The organism is Nocardia sp. NPDC051990, from assembly GCF_040680755.1.
Taxonomy (GTDB): Bacteria; Actinomycetota; Actinomycetes; order Mycobacteriales; family Mycobacteriaceae; genus Nocardia.
Map to the genome: position 1 here is coordinate 95,458 of NZ_JBFAXH010000020.1, position 23,453 is coordinate 118,910.

Annotated in this window: 20 protein-coding genes; 9 read left to right on the top strand and 11 right to left on the bottom strand. The window is 67.6% G+C overall.

Going from position 1 to position 23,453, the window contains the following annotated elements; translation table 11 throughout:
- From murF to AB0L63_RS27910, 8 genes are all read right to left on the bottom strand, one after another.
- Positions 1–1,530 (bottom strand): UDP-N-acetylmuramoyl-tripeptide--D-alanyl-D-alanine ligase (gene murF, locus AB0L63_RS27875; protein WP_364506458.1); only part of this gene is annotated, 1,530 nt, incomplete at its 3' end.
- Positions 1,527–3,167 (bottom strand): UDP-N-acetylmuramoyl-L-alanyl-D-glutamate--2,6-diaminopimelate ligase, encoded by a 1,641-nt coding sequence (locus tag AB0L63_RS27880; protein WP_364506461.1) that lies wholly within the window; start codon positions 3,165–3,167, stop codon positions 1,527–1,529. The genes AB0L63_RS27880 and murF, both read right to left, overlap by 4 nt.
- An 89-nt stretch (positions 3,168–3,256) precedes the next feature.
- Entirely contained in the window at positions 3,257–5,020 is a 1,764-nt protein-coding gene (locus AB0L63_RS27885) for a penicillin-binding protein 2 (RefSeq protein ID WP_364506516.1), read from the bottom strand.
- Positions 5,021–5,187: 167 nt separating this feature from the next.
- The gene (locus AB0L63_RS27890) at positions 5,188–5,988 is read right to left on the bottom strand and encodes a hypothetical protein (RefSeq protein WP_364506463.1); all 801 of its coding nucleotides are present in this window, start codon (positions 5,986–5,988) and stop codon (positions 5,188–5,190) included.
- On the bottom strand, positions 5,985–6,962 hold the full coding sequence (gene rsmH, locus AB0L63_RS27895) for a 16S rRNA (cytosine(1402)-N(4))-methyltransferase RsmH (RefSeq protein ID WP_364506466.1): 978 nt from the start codon (positions 6,960–6,962) through the stop codon (positions 5,985–5,987). The genes AB0L63_RS27890 and rsmH overlap by 4 nt, the downstream gene beginning before the upstream one ends.
- Before the next feature lie 206 nt (positions 6,963–7,168).
- Entirely contained in the window at positions 7,169–7,600 is a 432-nt protein-coding gene (gene mraZ / locus AB0L63_RS27900) for a division/cell wall cluster transcriptional repressor MraZ (RefSeq protein ID WP_364506469.1), read from the bottom strand.
- Positions 7,601–8,047: 447 nt separating this feature from the next.
- Complete coding sequence (locus tag AB0L63_RS27905) at positions 8,048–8,470, bottom strand: DUF3040 domain-containing protein (protein WP_364506472.1); 423 nt, start codon at positions 8,468–8,470, stop codon at positions 8,048–8,050.
- A 122-nt stretch (positions 8,471–8,592) separates the two neighbouring features.
- On the bottom strand, positions 8,593–9,033 hold the full coding sequence (locus AB0L63_RS27910) for an SAV_6107 family HEPN domain-containing protein (protein WP_364506518.1): 441 nt from the start codon (positions 9,031–9,033) through the stop codon (positions 8,593–8,595).
- A gap of 149 nt (positions 9,034–9,182) precedes the next feature.
- Between AB0L63_RS27910 and AB0L63_RS27915 the strand changes: the two genes are divergently transcribed.
- The 5 genes from AB0L63_RS27915 (at position 9,183) to AB0L63_RS27935 (ending at position 14,594) form a co-directional block, all read left to right on the top strand.
- A complete protein-coding gene (locus AB0L63_RS27915) occupies positions 9,183–9,800 on the top strand; it encodes an N-acetyltransferase (protein WP_364506475.1) in 618 nt (205 codons plus the stop codon).
- Positions 9,801–9,876: 76 nt separating this feature from the next.
- A complete protein-coding gene (locus AB0L63_RS27920; protein WP_364506477.1) occupies positions 9,877–11,445 on the top strand; it encodes an NAD(P)/FAD-dependent oxidoreductase in 1,569 nt (522 codons plus the stop codon).
- A gap of 146 nt (positions 11,446–11,591) precedes the next feature.
- Complete coding sequence (locus AB0L63_RS27925; protein WP_364506480.1) at positions 11,592–12,575, top strand: carotenoid biosynthesis protein; 984 nt, start codon at positions 11,592–11,594, stop codon at positions 12,573–12,575.
- 196 nt (positions 12,576–12,771) lie between these two features.
- A complete protein-coding gene (locus AB0L63_RS27930; protein ID WP_364506521.1) occupies positions 12,772–13,437 on the top strand; it encodes a DUF3153 domain-containing protein in 666 nt (221 codons plus the stop codon).
- 38 nt (positions 13,438–13,475) lie between these two features.
- Positions 13,476–14,594, top strand: a complete 1,119-nt coding sequence (locus AB0L63_RS27935) for a glycosyltransferase (protein WP_364506524.1) — start codon at positions 13,476–13,478, stop codon at positions 14,592–14,594.
- A 238-nt stretch (positions 14,595–14,832) separates the two neighbouring features.
- Here the strand turns inward: AB0L63_RS27935 and AB0L63_RS27940 are convergent, their stop codons facing one another.
- Positions 14,833–15,540 (bottom strand): hypothetical protein, encoded by a 708-nt coding sequence (locus tag AB0L63_RS27940; RefSeq protein WP_364506483.1) that lies wholly within the window; start codon positions 15,538–15,540, stop codon positions 14,833–14,835.
- Positions 15,541–15,808: 268 nt separating this feature from the next.
- Entirely contained in the window at positions 15,809–16,693 is an 885-nt protein-coding gene (locus AB0L63_RS27945) for a methylenetetrahydrofolate reductase (protein WP_364506486.1), read from the bottom strand.
- 365 nt (positions 16,694–17,058) lie between these two features.
- On the opposite strand from AB0L63_RS27945, the gene AB0L63_RS27950 reads away from it, so the two are divergent.
- The 4 genes from AB0L63_RS27950 to AB0L63_RS27965 all read left to right on the top strand — a co-directional run bounded on the left by AB0L63_RS27950 (position 17,059) and on the right by AB0L63_RS27965 (position 22,527).
- Complete coding sequence (locus tag AB0L63_RS27950; protein ID WP_364506488.1) at positions 17,059–18,201, top strand: polyprenyl synthetase family protein; 1,143 nt, start codon at positions 17,059–17,061, stop codon at positions 18,199–18,201.
- Positions 18,202–18,225: 24 nt separating this feature from the next.
- On the top strand, positions 18,226–19,809 hold the full coding sequence (crtI, locus tag AB0L63_RS27955; protein ID WP_364506491.1) for a phytoene desaturase family protein: 1,584 nt from the start codon (positions 18,226–18,228) through the stop codon (positions 19,807–19,809).
- 64 nt (positions 19,810–19,873) lie between these two features.
- Complete coding sequence (locus tag AB0L63_RS27960) at positions 19,874–21,592, top strand: alpha-(1->6)-mannopyranosyltransferase A (protein WP_364506494.1); 1,719 nt, start codon at positions 19,874–19,876, stop codon at positions 21,590–21,592.
- Positions 21,589–22,527: a phytoene/squalene synthase family protein gene (locus AB0L63_RS27965; RefSeq protein WP_364506497.1), complete on the top strand. Its 939-nt coding sequence runs from the start codon at positions 21,589–21,591 to the stop codon at positions 22,525–22,527. Before AB0L63_RS27960 ends, AB0L63_RS27965 begins: the two co-directional genes overlap by 4 nt.
- Before the next feature lie 74 nt (positions 22,528–22,601).
- Here AB0L63_RS27965 and AB0L63_RS27970 read toward each other — a convergent pair whose 3' ends face one another.
- Positions 22,602–22,970, bottom strand: a complete 369-nt coding sequence (locus AB0L63_RS27970) for an Rv2175c family DNA-binding protein (RefSeq protein WP_364506500.1) — start codon at positions 22,968–22,970, stop codon at positions 22,602–22,604.
- Positions 22,971–23,453 lie beyond the last annotated feature (483 nt).

A 23,453-nucleotide genomic window follows, 5' to 3' on the forward strand; every position in this document is an offset into this window, starting at 1 on the left:
CATGGTTCGCTCACTCACTCCCAGCGCCTCTGTGCTACCCCGGCTAGTTCCCGCACGTTCCGCGCTGGTCAAATGTTCGGCGACCGCCCACAGCCCGACCGCCTTGGACGCTTTGACCAGCACCACATCGCCCGGCTCGACCTCGCTGTCGAGCAGCGCGATGGCCGCACCGATATCGGGTACGAGGATCGACTCCTCGCCCCATGAGCCTTCCATTACCGCGCCCTGGTGCATCGCGTGGGATGGCCTTCTGGTACCGACCACGATCAACCGGGAGACATCGAGACGCACCGCAAGGCGGCCGATCCGGTCGTGTTCGATGACGGATTCCTCGCCCAGTTCACCCATTTCACCGAGTACGGCCCAGCTGCGACGCGGGGAGTCGCCCACACGCGACATGGTCACCAAGGCTTTGAGCGCGGCGCGCACCGAATCCGGATTGGCATTGTAGGAGTCGTTGACAACGGTGATGCCGTCGGCCGTGGTCCGCACATCCATGCGGCGGGCCGATGCGGCATGCGCGCCGCCGAGTGCCTGCGCGACGGTGTCGAGATCCGCACCGCATTCGAGCGCGACGGCGGCGGCGGACAGGGCGTTGCCGACCTGGTGTTCGCCGTGCACGGCGAGCCGCACCGGGATGCTGCCCTTCTTCGTGTGCATGGTGAAGCCCGCGCGTGCCTCCGCATCGAGATGTACATCGGTGGCGCGGATTTCGGCATTGCCCGCCTGGCCGACCGTCACCACGCGGGCCTGCGTACGTGCGGCCATCGCAGCCACCTGCGGATCGTCGGCATTGAGGACCGCCAGCCCGGTCGACGGGAGTGCCTCGACGAGTTCGCCCTTGGTTTGTGCGATCGCCTCGCGACTGCCGAACTCACCGAGATGGGCGGCGCCGACATTGAGCACGACACCGATCTTCGGCGGCGCGACCCGCGCGAGCGCGGCGATATGGCCCGGACCGCGCGCGGACAGTTCCAACACCAGGAAGCGGGTGTCGGCATCGGCGCGCAGCGCGGTCCACGGATGGCCGAGTTCGTTGTTGAACGAACCGGGCGGTGCGACGACCGGACCGAGCGGTGTGAGCACGGCCGCGAGCAGATCCTTGGTCGAGGTCTTGCCCGAGGAACCGGTCACTCCGATCACGGTGAGTCCGCCTGCCGCGGAAAGACGTTCGACGCTCACCTGAGCGAGCGTAGCGAGCGCGGCCAGTACGGCGGCCCCCGACCCATCCGAATCACCGGCCAGCGCAACGGATTTCGCGGGTACAGTGCCCGGACTCGGCGCCACCACGATCGCGGGCACGCCGACCGGGCGGGCCGCGAGCACCGCGACCGCACCGGCGTCGACGGCGGCCTTCGCATAGTCGTGGCCGTCGGCGTGCTCGCCGGGCAGGGCCAGGAAAAGATCCCCGGAACCGATTCGGCGCGAATCGAATTCGACCGAACCCGTTACCGTCACCTCCGGGTCGGGGGCGTCGTGCAGCGTGCCGCCGACAACCTCCGCGATCTCCCGCAGTGTCATCTCGATCATGAAACCGTCAAGTCCTCCGCGTCCGTCCCCTGCGGACTCTGCTCAGTGTTGTCGTGCTGCGGGCCGCGCTCCCGTCGCTCCAACGCCGCCGCGAGCACCTCGCGGTCGTCGAATGGATGCTTCACGCCCTGGATCTCCTGCCCTGCCTCATGTCCCTTACCCGCCACCAGCACCACGTCACCGGAACGGGCCCAGCCGACGGCGGCGGCGATGGCCGCGGCCCGGTCCCCGATTTCGCGCACCTCACCGCGTTCGGCCTCCTGGACCGCCAGCGCGCCTCGGCACAGCGCGGCGCGGATCGCGGCCGGATCCTCGCTGCGCGGATTGTCATCGGTGATGATCAGCAGATCGGCGCCGCGGGCACCGGCCGCACCCATCAGCGGGCGCTTCCCCGCGTCCCGGTCGCCGCCGGCGCCGACGACCACGGCCAGCCGACCACCGCTACCAGCGGCCAGATGACCGCGCAGCGTAGCGATCACCGACTTCACCGCCGCGGGCTTGTGCGCGTAGTCGACGATGGCCAGGAAGTCCTGTCCGCGCTCCACCCGCTGCATCCGGCCCGGCACGTCGACGGTGGCCAGTGCGGGTGCGGCGACTGCGGGATCCACGCCGGCGGCGGTGCACACCGCAACCGCGAGCAGGCCGTTGGCGACGTTGTAGCGCCCCGGAAGTCGCAGGCGTACATCGACATTCGCCTCCGGTCCGGTGGCGCTGAATTCCTGCTCACCACCGTGCGCGGATACCTCGCCGATCAGCTGCCAAGTACCGGAACCGGTGGTGGAAACGGTGATCGGATTCGCGAGATCGGCGGCGAGGCGCCGTCCCCATTCGTCATCGACGCAGATGACCGTCGTGTGTGCGGCGATCGGTGACTCCGGTTCGAAAAGCCTGCGCTTGGCGGCGAAGTAATCCTCGAAGTCGGCGTGGAAGTCCAGGTGATCCTGCGAAAGATTGGTGAACGCACCCACGGCGAAGCGCACGCCGTCCACCCGCCCCAGCGCCAGCGCGTGGCTGGAAACCTCCATCACGACCGCGTCCACCCCCTGCTCGACCATCAGCGCGAACATGGCATGTAACTGCGGCGCCTCGGGCGTGGTCAACGCGCTCGGCACCCGGCGACCGCCGATCCTGGTCTCGATGGTGCCGATCAGCGCGGTGGACAGGCCACTGGCGGCCAGCCCGGCCTCCACCAGATACGCGGTGGTCGTCTTGCCCGAGGTGCCGGTAATGCCGACGATGCGCAGCCGCTCGGACGGGTTGCCGTAGAGGGCACCCGACAGCTCCCCGAGCACCGACCTGGGCTGCTCGCGCACCAGCACCGGTACATCGAGCTCACCTACCAATTCGGCACCCGCGGCATCGGTGAACACCGCGAGCGCACCGCGTGCGACGGCATCGCGTGCGAAACGGGCGCCGTGCGCCTGCGCGCCCGGCAGTGCGGCGAACAGATCACCCGGTTGCACCGCATGCGAGCGCTGCTCGATGCCGGTGACCTGGATCTGCGCGAGGTCGGCTCGTGACGAGCCGGCACCGGTCATGGCCAGCACGGTGGACAACGACGTCGACCGCGGCTGGGTCGGCCGGAGCACGTGCTGGTTGGACTGTGCGGGCACAGGGCTCCTCTCGGGAATCGGCATGGACGGGACTGAGCGGATCAATAGGAATGACGGGAACGTCGAGTCAGGTTACCGACGCCGGCTCACGGCCGGGCAACGCGGCTCCAATCTTATGAAGCCTGCAGAACGAACCGTCGCGACGGCTCGGGTGACGGCGGGATCCGGTCGCGCTGCAACGCCCACGAGGCGATGTTGTGGAACAGGGGGGCTGCGGAGCCGCCACCCGAGCCGTCAGAGCTGCGAATAGGGGCGTCGAGCATGAGGCCGATGACATAGCGCGGATTGTCGGCCGGAGCCATGCCCGCGAAGGTGATCCAGTAGCTGGAGTCGGAGTAGCACTTGCAGCGCGGGTCGATTTGCTGCGCAGTCCCGGTCTTACCGGCTATCTGGTAACCGTCAACGGCGGCGGGCGCACCTGTTCCATTCTGATTCGGGTCCATCCGGTCGCGCTGGACGACGGCCTGGAACATCGTCCGCAACGTCGCAGCGGTCTGCGGACTCACCACTCGCACGCCGTCCGGCTGTGGTTCCTCGGTGCGGGTGTCGTCCGGCGCGATCTCGGCCTTCACAATTCGTGGCGGAACACGGACACCGTCGTTGGCAATGGCTTGATACATGCTTGTCATCTGCAGCGTTGTCAACGAAAACCCCTGACCGATAGGCAGGTTGGCGAAGGTGGAACCAGACCACTGATCACGAGCGGGCACGACACCGGGGCTCTCACCGGGCAAACCGACACCGGTGCGCTGGCCGAGCCCGAAGCGTTTGAGCATGTCGGCATACCGTTCTTCGCCGACCCGCTGCGTGAGCATCAGCGTGCCCACATTGGAGGATCTGCCGAAGATGCCAGTTGTCGTATATGGCACAACCCCGTGCACCCAGGCGTCCGCGACCGTCACGCCACCCATGCTGATCTGGCCCGGAACCTGGAGTATCTCATCGGGATTCGTCAGCCCATACTCGATCACGGCGGCCGCAGTGACGATCTTGTTGACCGATCCTGGCTCGAATACATCCTCCACCGATGGGTTCTTGGTCTTGGCTGCGCCCCAATTCTCCGGTCCCAGCTCTGGATTGAAAGTATTGTCGTTGGCCATTGCGAGCACCTGGCCGGTCTTGGCATCCAACACCACCGCAGAAGCCGAATTCGCGCCGGACATCTCCTTTGCCTGCTGTACCTGCTGCTGTACGTAGTACTGCAGATCCGAGTCCAGGGTCAGCTCGACACCGGTGCCGTTCATTGCGGGCTGCTTGTCACGCCAACTTCCAGGGATAACGGTGCCGTCCGAACCGCGATCGTACGTCTGTGACCCGTTGGTCCCGGCAAGCACCGAGTCCAGCGACGATTCCAACCCGATCAGACCGTGCCCGTCCCAGCCGGTGGCCCCGATGATGTTGGCCGCCAACGACCCACCGGGGTGCTCGCGCAATGGCTGCGCATCCGCGCCCACCTCCGGAAACTGCAACCTGATATCGGTGGCGATGCGTGCATCGACATTCCGGGCGAGGAACACAAAAGTCTCGTCGCTGCGCAGCTTCGCCAGCAGTTCCGATTCGGTAGGTGCCTGCTTGCCGAGCTTGTCGTGGACGGTCTTTGCAATGGCCTTCAGCCGCTCGTCAGGATCGGGTGCCTTGGCGCTTTTCTCCCTCGCCGCCTCCAGATTCTTGCGCACCTGTACGGGTTGGAAGGTCAGCTCTTTGGCGGAGGTGGTGAAGGCCAGCGACTTGCCGTAGCGATCGGTGATCGGACCGCGGACAGCCTGCTCAGTGAACGTGGTTCTGCGCTGGTTGGCTGCCTGCGCGGATAGCCGAGGCGCGGAAATGCTCTGCACCCACAGCAATTGGAGCGCGACGACTGCCAGTGCGATCAGCATGATCACCCGGCCGACGCCGAGACGGAGGCGCAGCGGCCGATCCGAGGCGGCCGTCCGCGGTCTGGATGCGGTTGCCGGCCTCGACGTTGCGGCGGTTCTGGTGGAGCCCGCCTTGGATGCCGACGGCCCGCGGCGCTGACGCGACGCGGGCCTGGTCTGCCGCAGGCTCATCGAGCGCCCTCGTCCGGGGTGGGCGCTGGTTGCGTCTCCGGCTGCGGCGCTTGGGCTTGCTCCGGTACCGACTGCGGAGTTTCCGGTTGCGGCGTCTGCACCGGAGTCTGTGCGAGCGGACTCTGCGTCGGCATCGGGCTCGGCGGTGTCGGGCTCGACTGTCCCGCAACCGCATTCACGGGCTGACCGGCATTCGGCCGGGCGGGCGGCGCGGACGGCGTGGTCGTCACCGGAACCAGTCGTTCGCCGCGGGCCTGGGCATTGCCCGTCGGCGGAGCGGTCGGGGTGGCCGGCGAGCTGTTCAACGGCGGCACCGGCGCGCCCTGCGCGGGCGTCGGCTTGCCGACCACCGTCACCCCGCCATCCGGTCCGATCACCAAACGGGCCGGATCCGTGGCCGGGATCATCCCGAGTTCGCGGGCCCGAGCAGCGAGTTCGGGCGCGGAGTCGGCGGCCTCCACCTCGCGCTGCAGCGCCGCGCGTTCATCGGCCAGCTTGCGGTTGGTCGCCCTGGCATCGCCGAGCTGATAGCTGTCCTCGGCCGAGCGGGTGGTGAGCAGCAGGGTGAGCGCGAGACCGCAGCCGAGCAGCGCGATGATCGCCGCCACGAACGGAATGCGCGTGGCCATCGCCGACGCACGCTGCTTGGGCAGATCGTGATGGTCCCCCGACTGCTCGGCACGCGTCCGGCGCTTGGCGTAGGCCCGTTGTGCAGCACCCGATTTCACCCGCTCGGCGGCCTGAACCCGGCGGGCGATCCGGCCCGGCGCCTCGTCGGTACGCGTGCGCACACTCATGCTGTCCCCTCCTGGATTCTCTCCGCCGCGCGCATCCGCACGGGTGCCGCCCTCGGGTTCTCTTCGATCTCTTGCTCGGTTGCCTTCTCGGCGCCCCGGGTCAGCAGCCTGAATTCCGGTCCCATACCGGGCAATTCGACCGGCAGGTCGAGCGGTGTCCGCGATGTGGTGCGCGGCGCCAACTCCTGTTTGACCACCCGATCCTCGAGCGACTGATAGGACATGATCACGATCCGGCCGCCGACCCGCAGCGCGTCCAGAGCGGCGGGCAGGGCGGCGCGCAGCGAGTCGAGTTCGCCGTTCACCTCCACTCGCAGCGCCTGAAAGGTCCGCTTGGCGGGATGACCGCCGGTCCGCCTGGCGGCGGCCGGGATTGTGGCATAAAGCAATTCGACCAATTCGGCACTCGTGCGAAACGGCCGCTGCTGCCGTCGGCGCACCACCTCCGATGCGATCTTGCCTGCGAAGCGTTCCTCGCCATAGGTTTTCAGCACGCGCGCCAGCTCACCGTGACTATAGGTATTGAGCACATCCGCGGCGGTGATGCCGGTAGTGGGATCCATCCGCATATCCAGCGGCGCGTCGACCGAGTAGGCGAAGCCACGCTCGGCCTCGTCGAGCTGCATCGAGGACACGCCGAGATCCATCAGGATTGCGCTCACCGAACCGGTGGTCGGCAATCCGGCCTGTTTCAGTGCGGCCGCGATTCCATCATATCGGATGTGTACCAAGGTGATTCGGTCCACGAACGGCGCCAATCGCGCACCGGCCAATGCCAGCGCGTTGGTATCGCGATCGAGTCCGACGAGCCGGATATTCGGGTAGGTCCGCAGGAAGTGTTCGGCGTGTCCGCCCAAACCCAATGTGGCGTCGACATACACCGCGCCGGGCTCCGTGAGCGCCGGGCCGAGTAGCGCGTCGGCTCGCTGGAGCAGAACCGGAACATGGCGAGGACCGTCCTGCTCACGGTTCACCTCGACCTCCCGGAATCCTGCCTCGCGTCGTCGCGCATCGAGCCGTGCCAATGGTTTCACTCGCTGCGGGGTCGCCTTGTTGCACAGCTACTTTGAAATACGAGTGCCGCGGGGTCTCTGACCGGAGCCTCGGCACCTGGCGTCGGGGAAGTACGTCAGGGTCCGCGCGTCCGGGCAGAGGCCGCGTGGCACTCGTTCGCTCAGGGCTAGAAGATTCCGCCCAGCGACTCGTCTCTCGCTTGCGCGTAGTCCTCCTCGTGCTCGGCGAGGTAGGCCTCCCACGCCTGCTTATCCCATATCTCGAGGAAGTCGACCGATCCGATCACCACGCAATCCCGCGAGAGGTTCGCGTAGCGACGATGATCGGCCGACAACACGATCCGGCCCTGGGCGTCCGGACGCTGTTCATCCGTACCGGCCGCGAGTGCCCGGACGAACGCACGCGCTTGCGGATTGCTTCGAGACGCCGCGGCGGCTCGCCGTGCGAGTGCGGTGAACTCTTCCTTGGGATATACGGCAAGGCTATGGTCCTGACCCTTCGTGACCATCAACCCTCCCGCTAGATCGTCTCGAAACTTCGCAGGCAACGTCAGTCGCCCCTTGTCATCCAACCGAGGTGTGTAGGTACCGAGAAACATCCCGCTACCTCCTGGATCTACCCCGTCGTTCGGGGAGCACGATCACCTCGGATGTATGCCCTTCCTCTTGTGCGCGCTCCACATTACCCCACTTTCCCCCACTTTCAATCGAAACTCGAGGTGATCTGGCTCCCCGCGTCATCGATTACGCAGGTCATCCCAGCTATCACGGTGGTGGAGAACTTTTTCCGTGTTCTGGCGACACGCGCCGCACGACCCGACAAGCGCCCGACAACTATCAGCAAACGCCCTGGTTCCCAGGTTTCGGCGGGTGGCGACGCGCCGTAAAGGTGGGCAGTGGGAGGTTGTGGGGAAGATCGTGGAGCGTTGTGGGCAACCCGTGCGCGGCGAGCCTTCAGCAGCCTGGTAGTTCACGCATAACAGCGCGCCGCCACACCCATTCGGTGCGGCGGCGCGTTCGATATGTCGATGTGGGCTACGGGTGCGCTACTCCTGATCGAAGCGGCGGCGGAACCGATCCTCCATACGGTCGGAGAAACCACCGGACTTGCGCTGTCGCCCACGTCCGCCCGATCCGCCACTCGGGCCACCGGATTGGGCATTGCCCGACCGGTCGCCCTTGGCGATGCCCTTGGAACCACCGAGGAGCAACAGCACGCCAGCGGCGAACATCACGATGAATCCGATCAGGCTGATGATCGGAAAGTCGCCGAGCTTCACCGGAGCGGCTATGCCGGCGACGAGTAGAAACAGGCCGAGGACGAACAGGGCCGCGGCCTGGAGTCTGCGACGACTCGAGGTCGAGCGAAGGCGTCCGCCGCGGACGGACGATGCGAACTTCGGATCCTCAGCATAGAGCGCGCTCTCGATCTGTTCGAGCATGCGCTGCTCGTGCTCGGAGAGTGGCACGGTACCTCCCCCGGCACTAGGACGTGGCTGTCGCCTCCGGGTAGGCGACAGATAGCCAAGGTCGGCTATCTGCCACCAATGATACGAGTTCGATCAGTGCCGTACCACCTACTCGCCGATAACTAAGCGGTCATGCCGCCGGACCAGCCCGGGGCGGGGCGCAATCGAGCCCCGGCATTCAGCAGATCTTCCACATCGTGGAGGAATGCGCCCACCCGCGAATAGAACTCGTCGGCCTGTTGATCATCCACATTGCGATCCAGTCCCGCCTCCAGCGCCGCCCGGATCTCCGAACGGGCGCTGAAGTAGTCGGCCCACATGACGAATTCGGGCGCGGCGCGCTGCAGCAGCACCCAGGCATTGCGCGAGCGCGCCCGCGGCGCGGCGTCCGCCCCGGTAAACGCGAGCACTGCCCCGGCACCGCGCAGCGCGGCGAGATATGCGGTCCGAAAACGTTCGCGCGGGTCGCGTTCCCCCGCCGCCTGCATCAGCAAGCCGTCCGCCCGCTGCAGCAGCTTGCCCGCCTTGCCGGGTTGCCCCGGGTGTTCGATCCGACCAGACATCAGCCGTCCCTCCGAGTCGCTCACCTGGCCTATCCTGTGCGCGAGTGCCGAGTTCCCAGCACCGCGCGGATCGAACAGGTATTCGAACGTTTGAATTGAGATCGAATATAAGGACACCCACCGACAACTTCTGTGGACCGACGAGAGCCATGACAGCCGTCAAGCCCAAACACACCCCCGCCAACGCACCTGTCGTCATCGACCTCTCCATCGCGGCGCTGCGCTCCCGGCTGCACGATGCGCTGGCGGTGTACGTCGCGGCGATGGAATATCCGCACGGCACCGAACACCATCGCGCGCCGATGTGGACCGAGCACACCACCCGCGCCGGCTGGCAGGGCGTCGCCGCCGTCGTCCCGGATGATTCCGGGCAGATCGACCTGCGGACCGCGCCGATCGTTGCCATCGGCTATGGCTATCGCGGCGCCCCCCACCAGTGGTGGCAGCAGCAGGTGCACAGCGGGATGCGGCGCTCGGGTTGGCCGGAACATTCCGCGCGTGAACTGCTTTCGGACTATTTCGAACTGACCGAGCTGCACGTACATCCGTCGGCGCAGGGGCGCGGCATCGGCGGGGAGCTGCTGACCCGGCTGTTGGCGAATCGCACCGAGAGTGCGGTGCTGCTGTCCACACCGGAAGTGCGCGGCGAGACCAACCGGGCCTGGAAGCTGTATCGGCGACTCGGATTCACCGATGTGATCCGGAATTTCGTTTTCGCCGGAGATACCAGGCCATTCGCGATCCTTGGACGACGGCTGCCACTGTGAGCGAGCGTCAGCGAGTGAACCATGAACACAGCCAGCCAACTGGTACGACGGAGCCGAGCGCAAGCGAGGCGCAGTCGTGACAGTTGTCGTCGTCGGGTCGGGTCACAATGCGCTCGTCGCCGCCTGCTATCTGGCGCGGGCCGGGGAGCGGGTCGAGGTGCTCGAGCGCGATGAGGTGCTCGGCGGCGCGGTGTCGACGGTCGAACGCTTTCCCGGTCATCTGGTCGATCGGGGATCGTCGGCGCACATCATGGTGCGCCATACCGGGATCATCGAGGAACTGGAGCTGACGCGCTTCGGGCTGCGCTATATCGATTGTGATCCTTGGGGTTTCACGCCCGCGGGGCCGGACGGCGGTGCGCCGATCGTGTTCCATCGCGATCTCGATCGGACCTGCGCCGGCCTCGCGGAGGTCTGCGGTGCGCGGGACGCGGCGGCGTATCGGCGCTTCGTCGAGGTCTGGGGTCCGCGGTCGGCACGGGTGATGCGCGCGTTCGGCGGTGCGCCCACGCCGGGTCGGCTGCTGCGTTCGTTCTGGGGGCTGGACGCGCGCGCTGGCGGGAGCGCGTTGTCGCGGGAGTTCCTGCAGACCGGCGATGCCCTGCTGGACAGCCACTTCGACGATGAGCGGCTCAAGGCGTCACTAGCCTGGTTCGGTGCGCAGTCCGGGCCACCGATGTCGGAACCGGGGACCGCGCCGATGGTCGGATTCGCCGCGCTGATGCATACGCTCCCGCCGGGACGGGCGGTAGGTGGCAGTGGGGCGCTGACGACGGCACTGGTCGCGCGGCTGCGCGCCGACGGCGGGGTTGTATCGGCGGGCGATGCGGTCACCGAGCTGCGACAGGTCGGTGCCGGCTGGCAGGTGCGCACGGCAGCGGGCCGAAATCTGCACGCGGACACCGTGATCGCGGGCAGTCATGTGCTGACCACGCTGGATCTGTTGCGAAACGGCGGATTCGACGCGACGGTGCTCGACGACTGGCAGCGCCGGATCCGGGTCGGCCCCGGTATCGGTATGGTGGTGCGGCTCGCGACCGCCGCGCTGCCGCAGTATCCCGGTAGCTCGACCGCCGAATCCGCCAATGGTCTGCAGTTTCTCGTCTCGGATCGGCGGCAACTGCGCCGGGCGCACGGTGCGGCGCTGGCCGGTGATCTGCCGCCGCGTCCGGTGGTACTGGCCATGAGTTTCAGTGCGCTGGATCCGAGTATCGCCGCTGCTGGTGAGCATCAGCTCTCGCTGTGGGCGCAATGGCATCCGTACGAGTTGGCCGACGGGAGCGACTGGGCCGCGCACGCGGCGTCCGAAGCCGATCGGATCATCGCCGAAGTCGACTCCTACGCACCGGGTTTCGGGGCGAGTGTGCTGCGGCGGTATGTGCAGACACCGGTCGATCTCGAGCGCGAACTCGGGTTGCGCGGCGGGAATGTGATGCATGTGGAGATGTCGCTGGATCAGATGATGCTCTGGCGGCCGCTGCCGGAGTTGTCCGGGCAGCGGGTGCCCGGCGCGCCCGGGTTGTATCTCACCGGGGCGTCGACGCATCCGGGTGGCGGAGTGTCCGGAGCGAGCGGGCGCAGTGCGGCGCAGTTGGTGCTTCGTGATCGACGGCGCAACCGGATCCCGCTGCTGCGCAGGCGATGACGGAGTCCACCGGGCCATCCGGGCCGGAGCCGCATGAGCGACCGTCACAGACGGAGATCCCTGGTTCGCGGGCGGAATCCTCCGGTCGAACAGATTCCGACGTCCGCGATGCCGGCGCGAGCGGACACCCGCGGTTGCCGGCGGCCTTGCGATGGACGCCGCGATTCCTGGCACCCGTGGTCTCGGCGGTACTGCTCGTACTCGTGCAGATCGGTTATCCGCTCGCGTCGGGCGTTGCTCGCGATCGGGTGACCGTCGCGGTTGTGCTGCTGTTGGCGGGGACGGCGCTGGTGCATGCGATGACGACGCGCGGTGTTCGGTACGCTCTGGGATTCGTCGTGATCGTCTCCGGGCTCGGCTTGCTTGCCGAAATTATCGGTACCGCAACGGGTTTCCCGTTCGGTTGTTATGAGTATGCCGACGGCAGGCTGGGGCCCGCGGTGGCGGGAGTGCCGTTGACGGTCGCATTGGCTTGGACCGGTGGGCTGTATCCGGTGTGGGTGGTGGCCGGGCTGTTGACTCGGCGGCGGGCCGGGCGAGTTGTTTTGACCGCAGTCGGGGCCGTGGGATGGGATCTGTTCCTCGATCCACAAATGGTGGCGGACGGGCAGTGGAGCTGGTGTGCCGCCGGTTGGGGGCTGCCCGGACTCGCTGAGATTCCCTACACCAACTATCTGGGGTGGTTCGCGGTGGCGCTGGTGATGGCGTTGCTGCTGACCCGCTTGGATCGCACTGTGGGGATTTGGGGCGCGAATACGTTCGCGGCACCGACGGCAATGCACCTGCTGTCGACAGCGCGGACACAGGCGCCGACCGCCGAGCACCCGTCGCCGACAGCACAAACACAGGTACCGACGACGATGGCCGCAGATCTGGACGCTGGAACCCATGCACTGAAGTCGGGAACCCCCGGCTCGCCCGGTCCTGAGCACGGATCCCGAGAGCCGATAGCCCTGATCTCGGCGGACGTGGTCGTGCCGGTGGCGGTGTTCATGTGGACCTGGCTCGGGTCGACGCTCGCACATGAGGTATTCCTCGAGCTGCCGTATTCGGCCTGGTACGGGTGTGTCGGGCTGGGGGTGCTCGGCGTGGCGCTGCTGGTGCGGTTGGTCGCGGCCCGACGGGGCTGACGCGGTGCGGATACGACCGATCCGACACGTCGGTCGGCGTGCGTTCCGCCCGTCGCGTGGCAATTCGGGGCGACGGCCTGGCACGATGTGTGCCGTGCAGCCGAGTCCTCTCACCGTGATACCCGAAACACCGGTTCTACTGCCACGTTCTCCCCGCCCCGGAGCGCGGGTGGCCGCGGCAGTATTGCTGGCCGCGATGCTGGTGCCCATGCTCGTGGGCTGCCTGCGGGTGCAGGTGTCGATGGGTGTGTCATCCAATGACCGGGTGTCCGGTCGGATCGTGGCCGCGGTGGTGCCCGCGGACGCCAATGACAAGGGCCCGCAACTGAAGGCGCCCGACTCGCTGGCCGCGAAGGTGCGGGTCGAGCCGTACAGCCAGGATGGCTATGTGGGCAGCAAGGTGTTCTTCGAGGATCTGTCCTTCGGTGAGGTCGGCCAGCTCGGCGCACTCTCGGATCAGACCCAGGGCATGTTCAACCTGTCGTTCCAGCGCACCGGCGATCTGGTCAGCCTCAGTGGCCGGGTCGATCTGAAATCCGTTCCGCCGCATGGCTCGGACGTGCAGTTCACGGTGGCCTTCCCAGCCCGGGTCGCCAAGACCAACGGTAACCGCGAGGACGATTCCACCGTCTCCTGGAAACTGCCGCCCGGCGATGTCTCCACGGTGCGCGCCGAGGTCAGCTACGCGGACCCGAATACCCGCTCCTTCGCGGGCTGGGCCGGCATCGTCGGCGGCATCACCCTCGCCGTCGCCGCCATTATCGCCGCCATCGCCTATATGAACCGCAACCCGACACCATCCGGCGCACCCGAAGGCAACTTCTCCCTGAGTAATCTGTGGCGTTCACTGATCCGCCGCTGACGCGAACCCTGTGCACGAGCGCGACCATCGCCACATGGATGGGCGCGGGTATCGCGCTGTTCGGTTGCGGGACCGCGGTATTCAACCGCGCTACGGTGCGCAGGCTGTCGGCCGGAACGCATACCGTGATCGAGCCGGTGGCGGTGTGTATCCCGGCACGCGATGAGGCGCAGCGACTGCCCGAGCTGATCGACGATCTCCGCGGCCAGCTGGGTGTTCCGCGACTGCGGGTACTGATCCTCGATGATGCGTCGTCGGACGGAACCGAAGCGGCCGCGCTCGAAGCGATTGCGGACGATGCGCGATTCGCGGTGTTCCGCTCCGAGGCCGAACCCGCACCCGGATGGACCGGGAAGGCCGCGGCCTGCGCGCGACTCGCCGAGTTGGCCGACGCCACGGTGCTGATCTTCCTCGACGCCGATGTGCGACTGGCGCCGAATGCGATTGCCGCGGCGACCGCCGAATTACGCCGCAGCCGGGTCGCATTGTTGTCACCGTGGCCGTACCAAGTGGCCGAATCGGTGGCCGAGGCGCTGGTGCAGCCGCTGCTGTGCTGGTCGTGGGCGGCCAGCCTGCCGATCGCGGCCGCCAACCGCAGCCTCCGCCCCTCGACAGCCGTCGCCTGCGGCCAGTTCCTGGTCTTCGATGCTGCCGCCTACCGGGTCATCGGCGGTCACGCCGCGGTGGCCGCGAGCCCCACCGAGGACCTGGATATCGCTCGCGCACTGCGTCGTTCGGGTCGCCGGACCGCGCTGGTCGCGGCCGGCCGCGCGGCGAGCACCCGAATGTATCGGAACGCAACCGAACTGGACGCCGGTTACACCCGCTGGCTGTGGTCCGCCTACGGCGCCACGACAGTCGGCGGCGCGGCAGTGGGAGCCGTGGCGGCACTGGCCTACTGGGTGCCCCCACTGGCTGCGATCGCGGGTCGAGGCTCCGTACGCACCGCCGGTTTCATCGGCTACAGCGCCGCGGTCGCCAGCCGCCTACTCGCCCGCACACTGGAACGCGGCACCGCGACCCGCACGGATGCCCTTGCGGCCCTGGCACACCCGATCTCTGTTGCCGCGTACCTCTGCCTCTGGTCCCGCTCCCGCCACGCCCACCGCACCAACACCTTGACCTGGAAGGCCCGCCCCCTCGCCCCCACCCGCTGATCGAGATCAGCTGGCATCCATGGCGGCATCATCCGAGCAGACCTGCCATCAGTTCCACCTGATCTTGATCCGGCGGCGGCGGTCTCGCCGTTCCTGCGCTCGGCGGTGTTCTACGGCGGCATCGCCCGTCGATCCGCTGGTGCCTGAACCTGTCCGCCCCGCTCCCGAAACCTGCCGCGCTACCTGGATCCGCCCCGGCCCAGGAACCGGCCTCGGCCTCAGCGTACGAAGGGACAGCTCAGCGCACTGAGGTGAGTCCTACGGTCGGGAGGAAGAAGCAGGACTTGCCGCCGTTGTCCACGGTTCCGAAGACCACCGCGAGTACCGTGCCCGATCCGGTGTCAACCGGAACCGCGCGGACCCCGCCGGCCGGAAATGTGGCGAATAGATCGTGGATGGCGCGTTCGGCGAGTGGTCTTATCTCGGTCGGGATTTCGATGGGCACCATTGTGCGGACCACATCGGAGATCGATCCCATGGCGGTGACGCCGCTGCGGCCATTGGCCAGGTTGATCCAGGCGACATTCATGCCCGTGCCATTCGTGCCGTCCGGGCCGAGGCCATAGGGCACGAAGGTGAACAGGATTTGGCCCGCCTTGACGGCGGCCGGGTCGAGTCCGGGAATGGCCACGGTGGTTCTGGGCCATGGGCCGGGGACGGCGCCCGCAACCGCGGGGACCAGACCGAGGATGCCGGTGCCGGAGCAGAACGGCGCGGCCGCTGGATATAGGAACGGGTCGATGCCGAAGGTGCGCAGCCCTTCGACAACGGCGCGGTAACCGGCGAACAGATCACCAGGCCCGGTCTGGGCGGATGGTGCGGGCGCGGCGGGAACAGCGGGCACGGCTTTCGGCGCCGCGGCGGCGATGCCAGGGGCGGCGAGAGTCAGCGCGGCCGCACCGGTCGCGATGGCGGTTAACGTGGTCAGACGGCGCAGTAGGATCACGGCGGACCTCCTCATCGTCGGGCACGAATCGAGGTCCGAGAGTACTCCGGCAAACCTCCACAACAGCGGCTATTTCAGCGGTCGCCACGGTCGCGCCGCGCGTCCCAGCGGATCGCCGCAGCGACGCACAGGTGGGCAATGAGGTCGCACCCGAACTGCGCCGACGCATTGCGAATCCCACCGACTCTTCGCCGATGCGTGGGGTCTGCGGACAGCGCGCGCCGCCTGAATCCGGCGCCGCCCTGGCCTACCGGGACGGCGGCATCCGTCAGACGCTGATCGGTGCGGCGGTTACGCCGTAGCCGAGGTTGGTGAGGACCTCACCGGTGGCCTTGGCGAAGTTCAGCGTGATGAAGTGCAGACAGGGTGCGCCCTCATTGATGAGGCGCCGGCCCATTTCGGTGGCGATTTCGATGCCGACCTCGCGGACCGCCGCATTGTTCTCCTCCGGCCCGTCACCGGCGGCCCTGCGCAAGCGCTCCATGACGGCGGGTGGCAGTGGACGTCCGCACAGTTCCTCCGCGCGTGTCACTGTGCGCAGCGAAGTAATGGGCATCAGCTCCGGGATGATCGGCTTCGCGCCCTCGATCGGATCGAAGGCCACGATGCGATCGCGTAGGCGCAGATAGTGATCGACGTCGAAGAACATCTGGGTGATCGAATACTCCGCGCCCGCACGCAGTTTCGCGGCCAAGTACGCGGTGTCGTGCTCCAGATCCGGGGAGCGATGGTGGCCCTGCGGGAACGAGGCGACGCCGACATGGAAGTCACCGAGGTCGCGCACGATGCGCACCAGTTCCTCGGCGTAGGCCACCCCCTCGGGATGTTTACGCCATTCGCCGAGTGGATCGCCGGGTGGGTCGCCGCGCAGCACCAGGATATTGCGGATGCCCGAATCGGCGTACGCGCCGACCAGCGAGCGCAGTTCGGCGACGCTGTGCTCGACCGCGGTCAGATGCGCGACCGGCAACAGCGTCGTCTCCTCGGCGAGCGCGCCGGTGATCCGTACGGTGCGGTCGCGGGTGGTGCCGCCCGCGCCGTAGGTCATCGAGACGAAGGCCGGATGCATGCGCTCGAAGGTGCGCGCGGCCCGCCACAGCCGCGCCTCGCCCGCGGCGTCACGCGGCGGATTGAACTCCACCGAGAAGGGCACCGACCCCCCCGAATGGGTCCGCAGACTCTGCACAACCGAGGGTGTTCCAGAGACGATCGGTGGCGTCGGGGACGGCCGGCCAGGGGTCGAACTTCCCCGCACGTAATCGAAAGTCACCGGTCCAGTGTAGTGGTGCCGGTCCCAACTCCACCTCGCTAGCGCTCGGCTCCGCGGTGACCGACGGCGCTGTGCCTTTGGTTCCGGCGCTCCGCTCGGTCATGTGCCCGTCAGGTCGTCGCACCCATACGCGTATTCTGCGACCAGGCGACACATTCGCTATCGCCGGGCGACACGACCGTCACCGTCCGGCACCGAAGTACCTATAGCGCCCACGATCCACCGCGCGCATCAGCACCCGCACGACCTTGGAGGCTCCCCTGTCCGCCGGAACCGGTATCCAGACGCCTCAGGCCACCCCGCCCGCGAGCCACACGCCGGGCACCCCCGGATTCGTGGCGACGGTCGAGGACGCGCTCAAAGCCTTCTTCCTGACCCGACGCCCCATTGTCGAACCGCTAGGTCCGGCTTTCGTCCAGGCCGCGGATGCGCTCGAACTGTTCGTGCTTCGCGGCGGTAAGCGCACTCGACCCGCCTTCGCCTGGACCGGCTGGCTCGGCGCGGGCGGCGATCCCACCGGCCCGCACGCGGCCGCGGTCCTGAACGCCTGTGCCGCACTGGAATTGGTGCAGGCCTGCGCACTGGTCCACGACGACATCATCGACTCTTCACGCACTCGTCGCCGCTTCCCCACCGTGCACGTCGACTTCGAACAGCGCCACCGCGACCACGGCTGGACCGGCGATGCCGAACACTTCGGCACCTCGGTCGCCATCCTGATCGGCGATCTGGCGCTGGCCTGGGCCGATGACATGGTGCACCACGCCGGGCTCGACGCTGCCGACCTCGGCCGTTTCGCGCCGGTATGGGCGCTGATGCGCACCGAGGTACTCGGCGGGCAACTGCTCGATATCCACGGCGAATCGGCGGGTGACGAATCCGTCGCGGCGGCGCTGCGCATCAACCGCTACAAGACGGCGGCCTACACCGTCGAGCGCCCGCTGCACCTGGGTGCTGCGCTCGCCGACGCTGATCCGCGACTGATCGAGGCGTACCGGACCTTCGGCACCGATATCGGCATCGCCTTCCAACTGCGCGACGATCTGCTCGGCGTCTTCGGCGATCCCGCGGTCACCGGAAAGCCCTCCGGCGACGACCTACGCGAGGGCAAACGCACCGTCCTGGTCGCCGATGCGCTGCAGCGCGCCGATGCCACCGACCCGGCCGCGGCCGCCCTACTGCGCGCCAGCATCGGCACCGACCTGACCGCGGACCAGGTCGAGCGGTTGCGCGCAGTGATCACCGAACTCGGCGCGGTCGACGAGGTGGAGCGCCGTATCACCGAACTCACCGAACAGGGCCTGGCCGCACTGGCATCGAGTACCGCCACCCCCGACGCCAAGGAGCGATTGCGCGCCATGGCCCTGGCCGCGACAAGTCGCACGCACTAATCGCGACCGCGCGAGGAGATCCACATGAAAACCGTTGCGGGACCGACCGATCGCGTCGTGGTGGTGGGTGCCGGACTGTCCGGCCTCGCCGCGGCCCTGTATCTGACCGGGGCCGGACGCACCGTCACCGTGCTGGAACGTGCCGATCATCCCGGTGGCCGCGTCGGCCGGTACCGCGGCCCCGACTACGAAATCGACTCCGGCGCAACGGTCCTCACCTTGCCGGAGCTGATCGCCGATGCCCTCGCCGCCGTCGGCGGCACCCCCGAAACCTGCACGCCGCCACTGCGCATCCACCAGCTCGCCCCCAGCTATCACGCCCGCTTCGCCGACAACTCCTCCATGTGCGTCTACGCCGATCCCGAGGCCATGGCCATCGAGGTGGCCCGCGTCTGCGGCGCGGACGAGGCCCTGCGCTACCGACGGCTGCGCGCCTGGCTCGCGGAGATCTATCAGGCCGAATTCACCGAGTTCATGGATACGAACTTCGATTCGCCGCTCGATATGGTCCGCTACCCGGCCAAGCGCCGCGCACTGGCCACGCTCGTGCGACTCGGCGGCTTCGGCAGGCTCGGCCCGCGCGTGTCCCGTTTCCTGCGCGATCCCCGTCTGGCTCGGCTGTTCACCTTCCAGGCGCTGTACGCGGGCATGGCCCCGGCACAGGCACTGGCCGTATACGGCGCGATCCCGCATATGGACACCTCGCTCGGCGTCTACTTTCCCGAGGGCGGTATGCGCGCCATCACCGTCGCACTCGCGGACGCCTTCACCGCGGCGGGCGGCGCACTCGAGCTGAACACCGAGGCCACCGGGATCGAATACACCGGCGGCCGAGCCAGGCAAGTCCGCACCGCCGACGGCCGCACCTTCGACTGCGACGCCGTGGTTCTCACAGCTGACCTCGGTGCACTCGAACGCTTCGGCGTGCGCCGCCGCCGTCGGCTGCGCGCCGCACCCTCCGCTGTAGTCGCACACGGCACCATCCCCGCCGCGATCGCCCGGACCTGGCCGATCCAGGCCCACCACACCATCGATTTCGGCGCTGCCTGGGACCGGATCTTCGACGAGATCGCCGCCCGCCCCGGCCGCGGTCGCCTGATGAGCGACCCGTCATTGCTGCTCACCCGGCCCGCGCTGACCGATCCGACGCTCTACATCGACCGCGCCGACGGCAGGCATGAGCCGTTCTCGCTGCTCGCCCCCTGCCCCAACCTCACCGCCGCACCGTTGGACTGGGACCGACTCGGTCCCGCCTACCTGCGTGAACTCCTGAATGTCATGGCGGAACGCGGATATCACGGCATTGCCGACTACTTCACCGTCGATCACCTCGACACACCCGGCACCTGGCGCGATCAAGGCATGCTTGCCGGCACCCCGTTTTCCGCGGCGCATCTGTTCCGGCAAACCGGACCGTTTCGTCCACGCAACTTTCCCGGCGGCAGCGACAACGTGGTTATCGCCGGTTGTGGCACTACTCCGGGTGTCGGAGTGCCGACAACCGTGCTTTCCGGAAAACTGGCGGCAAACCGAATTATCGGCGCCGCGCGACCCACTCGGAATGTATCCCCACGCACCAGCGGGATAGTGTTCCCGGCAAGCCGATAAGCTAGCGGCCGACCTATTCGCCTGCGGTTGCGACCGCCGACCACTCCGGGGGGACCGACACGACATGCATCCCCCTGAGATGACCGCCCCCGCGCCCACCGACAACTCGATCACCGCGACCGAAGACGAGGCGCGCCCATCGCGCGCCCCGGCGCGGCGGGCGACCCCGGCCGTCGCCGAACACGGATTCCGCGCCTGGCTGCGGACCACCGCCGACTTCGCCCGCAGCCCTGAGGGACATTCGGCGCTGCTCGGTTTCTTCGGCGCGCTGATGATCACCTTCGGCGGATTCGGCGCGGGCAGCGTCCGCGAAAACGATCCGCTGCTCGAGGCATTGCATCTGTCCTGGCTGCGGTTCGGGCACGGCTACGTGCTGTCCACCATGGTCATCTGGGTCGGTGTGCTGTTGATGATCACCGCGTGGGTGCGCTTGGGCCGCACCACGATCGGCTTCGGCGACCGACCCGACACCGGGGTCACGCTGAACGAGTTGCGCGCGATCGTCGGCATCTGGATCTTCCCGCTGCTGTTCGCGGTGCCGATGTTCAGCCGCGACGCGTATTCGTATCTGGCCCAGGGCGCGCTGCTCCGCGACGGCTTCGATCCCTATGTCTCCCCACCGGTCGCCAATCCCGGTGTGCTGCTGGACAATGTGAGCCCGGTCTGGACCACCACCACCGCGCCCTATGGTCCGATCTTCCTGCTACTCGGCAACGCCATCACCGCGATCACCGGCGATAACGTCGTCGCGGGCACCATCGCGCTGCGACTGGTCATGCTGCCCGGCCTGGCGCTGATGATGTGGGCGGTGCCGTATCTGACCAAACACCTCGGCGGCAAGCCGACCGTCGCGCTGTGGCTGGCCGTGCTCAACCCGCTGGTCCTGATCCACCTCATCGGCGGCGTGCACAACGAAATGCTCATGGTCGGGCTCATGTGCGCGGGTATCGCACTGGTGCTCGAACGCCATCATGTGGCGGGCATCGTGGTCGTGGCGATCGGCGTCGCCATCAAAGCGACCGCCGGTGTCGCGCTGCCATTCCTGGTATGGATCTGGATGCTGCACGAGCGCGAACGCCGCGCACTGCAACGCGCGGGGCAATCACCGGGTGCCACTCAGAGTGTCGAGAGCGAGGCCGAGCCAGCGCGAGCCAGCGCGGAAGTGCCGCATCCGGCGCTGATGTTCGCCAAGATCGCCGGACTCGGTTTGAGCGTCTTCGCGGTGGTGTTCGTGGCCGCCTCGGCCATCGCCGGGGTCGGCATCGGCTGGCTGACCGCGCTGTCGGGCTCGAAGAAGATCATCAACTGGCTCTCGCTGCCGACGATCATGGCGCATATGGTCCGCTGGGTGACACCATTCCCGATGGATCCGGTCCTCGCGGTGACCCGCGCACTCTGTGCGCTGGCGCTGATCGCCGTGCTGGCGTGGACCTGGTGGCGGTTCCGGCACAGCGAGCGCGAGGCGGTCTTCGGCATCCTCATCGCCTTCGTCGCCATCGTCATCCTCTCGCCCGCCGCACTGCCCTGGTACTACTCCTGGCCGCTGGCGCTGGCCGCCGGGTTCGCACTGTCCACCACCACGCTGATGATGCTGGTCGGACTGTGCACCTGGTTGATGCTGGTATTTCAGCCGGACGGCTCGATCGGGCTCTACAGCTTCACCCACGTCGCCGCCGCGACCTTCGCCGCCGTGGTAGCGGCCCTGTCGCTGCGTACGGTCGACCCATTGCGATTGCGCGCCACCCCGCCGGAGAGCAATCCGGTCGCCGTCACCCGGTCATGACCGAGGTCGCGCCGACAGACCGCGGCTCGGAACTGGCCGCGGCATACCACGTCTGCCGTGCGATCGCCGCCGAACACGGCCGCACCTACTTCCTCGCCACCCGACTGTTGTCCGCACCACGAAGACCCGCGGTACACGCGCTCTACGCCTTCGCGCGCCTGGTCGACGACATCGTCGATCACCCGACGCACGACGCCGAACACGGCCCCGCGGGCGAACTCGATCTGGTCGAAAAACAACTGCGCGTCGCCTTGGAACAGGTCGAGTCTCCCGTCGACCGGCGCACCCAGGTACTCGTCGCAGTGGCCGACACCATCCAGTGCTACGGCATTGCGCCCCAGCACTTCTGGATCTTCCTGGACTCCATGCGCATGGATGTGCCGGGCACCGCGCACTTCCGCGCCCGCTACGCCACCATGACCGAACTGCGCGACTACATGCGCGGTTCCGCGGCTGCGATCGGTCTGCAACTGCTGCCGGTACTCGGCACGGTCGTTCCGCTGGCCGAGGCCGAACCCGCCGCCGCCGCGCTCGGCGAGGCCTTTCAGCTCACCAACTTCCTGCGCGATATCGCCGAGGATCTGGACCGAGGCCGGATCTACCTGCCCACCGACGAACTCGCGGCCTTCGGCGTCGACGCGGACCTGCTCACCCATTGCCATCGGATCAACCACACCGAACCGCGGGTGCGCCGCGCACTTGCCCACCTGATCGCGATCAACCGCGACCTCTATCGCTTCGCCAATCCGGGCATCGATCTCCTCGACCCCCGGGTGCGCCCCGCCATTCGCACCGCGAGCACGCTCTACTCCGGCATCCTCGATGAAATCGAACACTCCGACTATGCGGTGTTCGCACGCCGCGCCGTGGTCCCCCGCCACCGACGCCTGCGGGTCGCGGCGATCGAGTTCACCACCGCGACCCTGCGGCTCTGAGACTCGATCGCAACGACGCCACTCACGCAACTACCACAGACCGAGTCCTACGGGCGACCAGCGCGGCCGAAAATTCAGAAGGGGTCGGCTGCCGCACGGCGCAGAACCTCGCGCGCGAGCGGGCCGTGCAATGCGTCTACGGGCTTACCGGGCAGACTGTCGTCGTCGGTGAAGATCCACTCCAGGATCTCCTCATCGGTGTACTTGGCGTCTTTCATGACGGTGATCAGGCCCGGCAGCGGCTTCACGATCGCGCCGGTATCGTCGAAGAAGCGCTCGGGCACGCCGGCAACGCCATCGCGGCGCACGGCAAGCAACTGATGATCGCGCAGCATCTGATGCACCCGGGTCACCACGAGCCCGAGCTTGTCGGCCACCTGGGGCAGCGGGATCACCGCCTCCGACGGGGGAACAACATCGTCACTGCAAGGAAATGCACTCACCTGGATAACGGTAGACGGTCCCGCGGCTCGTGGCTCGAGACACCCTGGACCGTCCCCCTCCGATTCGACCTGGTGATAGCAAGCTCGTGGCCACGAACCATCGGTTGCACACCCAAATCAACCACAACGGAGCGAGTCATACGAGCCGTCGCGGCCCGGCTCGCGTCCCAGTCGTCGAAGCACATGGGCCGCAGGCACCGAACTCGACCGCCCGGCACGTGTGCAGCACGACCCGCTCAGGCGACCCCAACGGAGCGAGTCTTACGAGCGAGGAGTTCGCGGCCCGTCTCACGTCCGAGTCGACGAAGCACCTACGGCGCAGGCACCGAACTCGACCGCCTGGCGCGTACACATCAGGTGCCGAACGCCCCTCCATCAGCGACCACAACGGAGCGAGTCTTACGAGCGACCCGTTCGCGGCCCGTCTCGCGTCCGAGTCGTCGAAGCGCATGCGACGAAGTCGCGAGTCTCGACGACTCGGAC

Bases quoted from the DNA above. Each gene is read 5' to 3' on its own strand.
- AB0L63_RS27880 (WP_364506461.1), bottom strand. From the start codon at position 3,167: ATGCCGATTCCCGAGAGGAGCCCTGTGCCCGCACAGTCCAACCAGCAC.
- AB0L63_RS27885 (WP_364506516.1), bottom strand. From the start codon at position 5,020: ATGCTGATCGCACTGGCAGTCGTCGCGCTCCAATTGCTGTGGGTGCAG.
- AB0L63_RS27890 (WP_364506463.1), bottom strand. From the start codon at position 5,988: ATGAGTGTGCGCACGCGTACCGACGAGGCGCCGGGCCGGATCGCCCGC.
- mraZ (WP_364506469.1), bottom strand. From the start codon at position 7,600: ATGTTTCTCGGTACCTACACACCTCGGTTGGATGACAAGGGGCGACTG.
- AB0L63_RS27910 (WP_364506518.1), bottom strand. From the start codon at position 9,033: ATGTCTGGTCGGATCGAACACCCGGGGCAACCCGGCAAGGCGGGCAAG.
- AB0L63_RS27915 (WP_364506475.1), top strand. From the start codon at position 9,183: ATGACAGCCGTCAAGCCCAAACACACCCCCGCCAACGCACCTGTCGTC.
- AB0L63_RS27930 (WP_364506521.1), top strand. From the start codon at position 12,772: ATGCTGGTGCCCATGCTCGTGGGCTGCCTGCGGGTGCAGGTGTCGATG.
- AB0L63_RS27935 (WP_364506524.1), top strand. From the start codon at position 13,476: ATGGGCGCGGGTATCGCGCTGTTCGGTTGCGGGACCGCGGTATTCAAC.
- crtI (WP_364506491.1), top strand. From the start codon at position 18,226: ATGAAAACCGTTGCGGGACCGACCGATCGCGTCGTGGTGGTGGGTGCC.
- AB0L63_RS27960 (WP_364506494.1), top strand. From the start codon at position 19,874: ATGCATCCCCCTGAGATGACCGCCCCCGCGCCCACCGACAACTCGATC.
- AB0L63_RS27965 (WP_364506497.1), top strand. From the start codon at position 21,589: ATGACCGAGGTCGCGCCGACAGACCGCGGCTCGGAACTGGCCGCGGCA.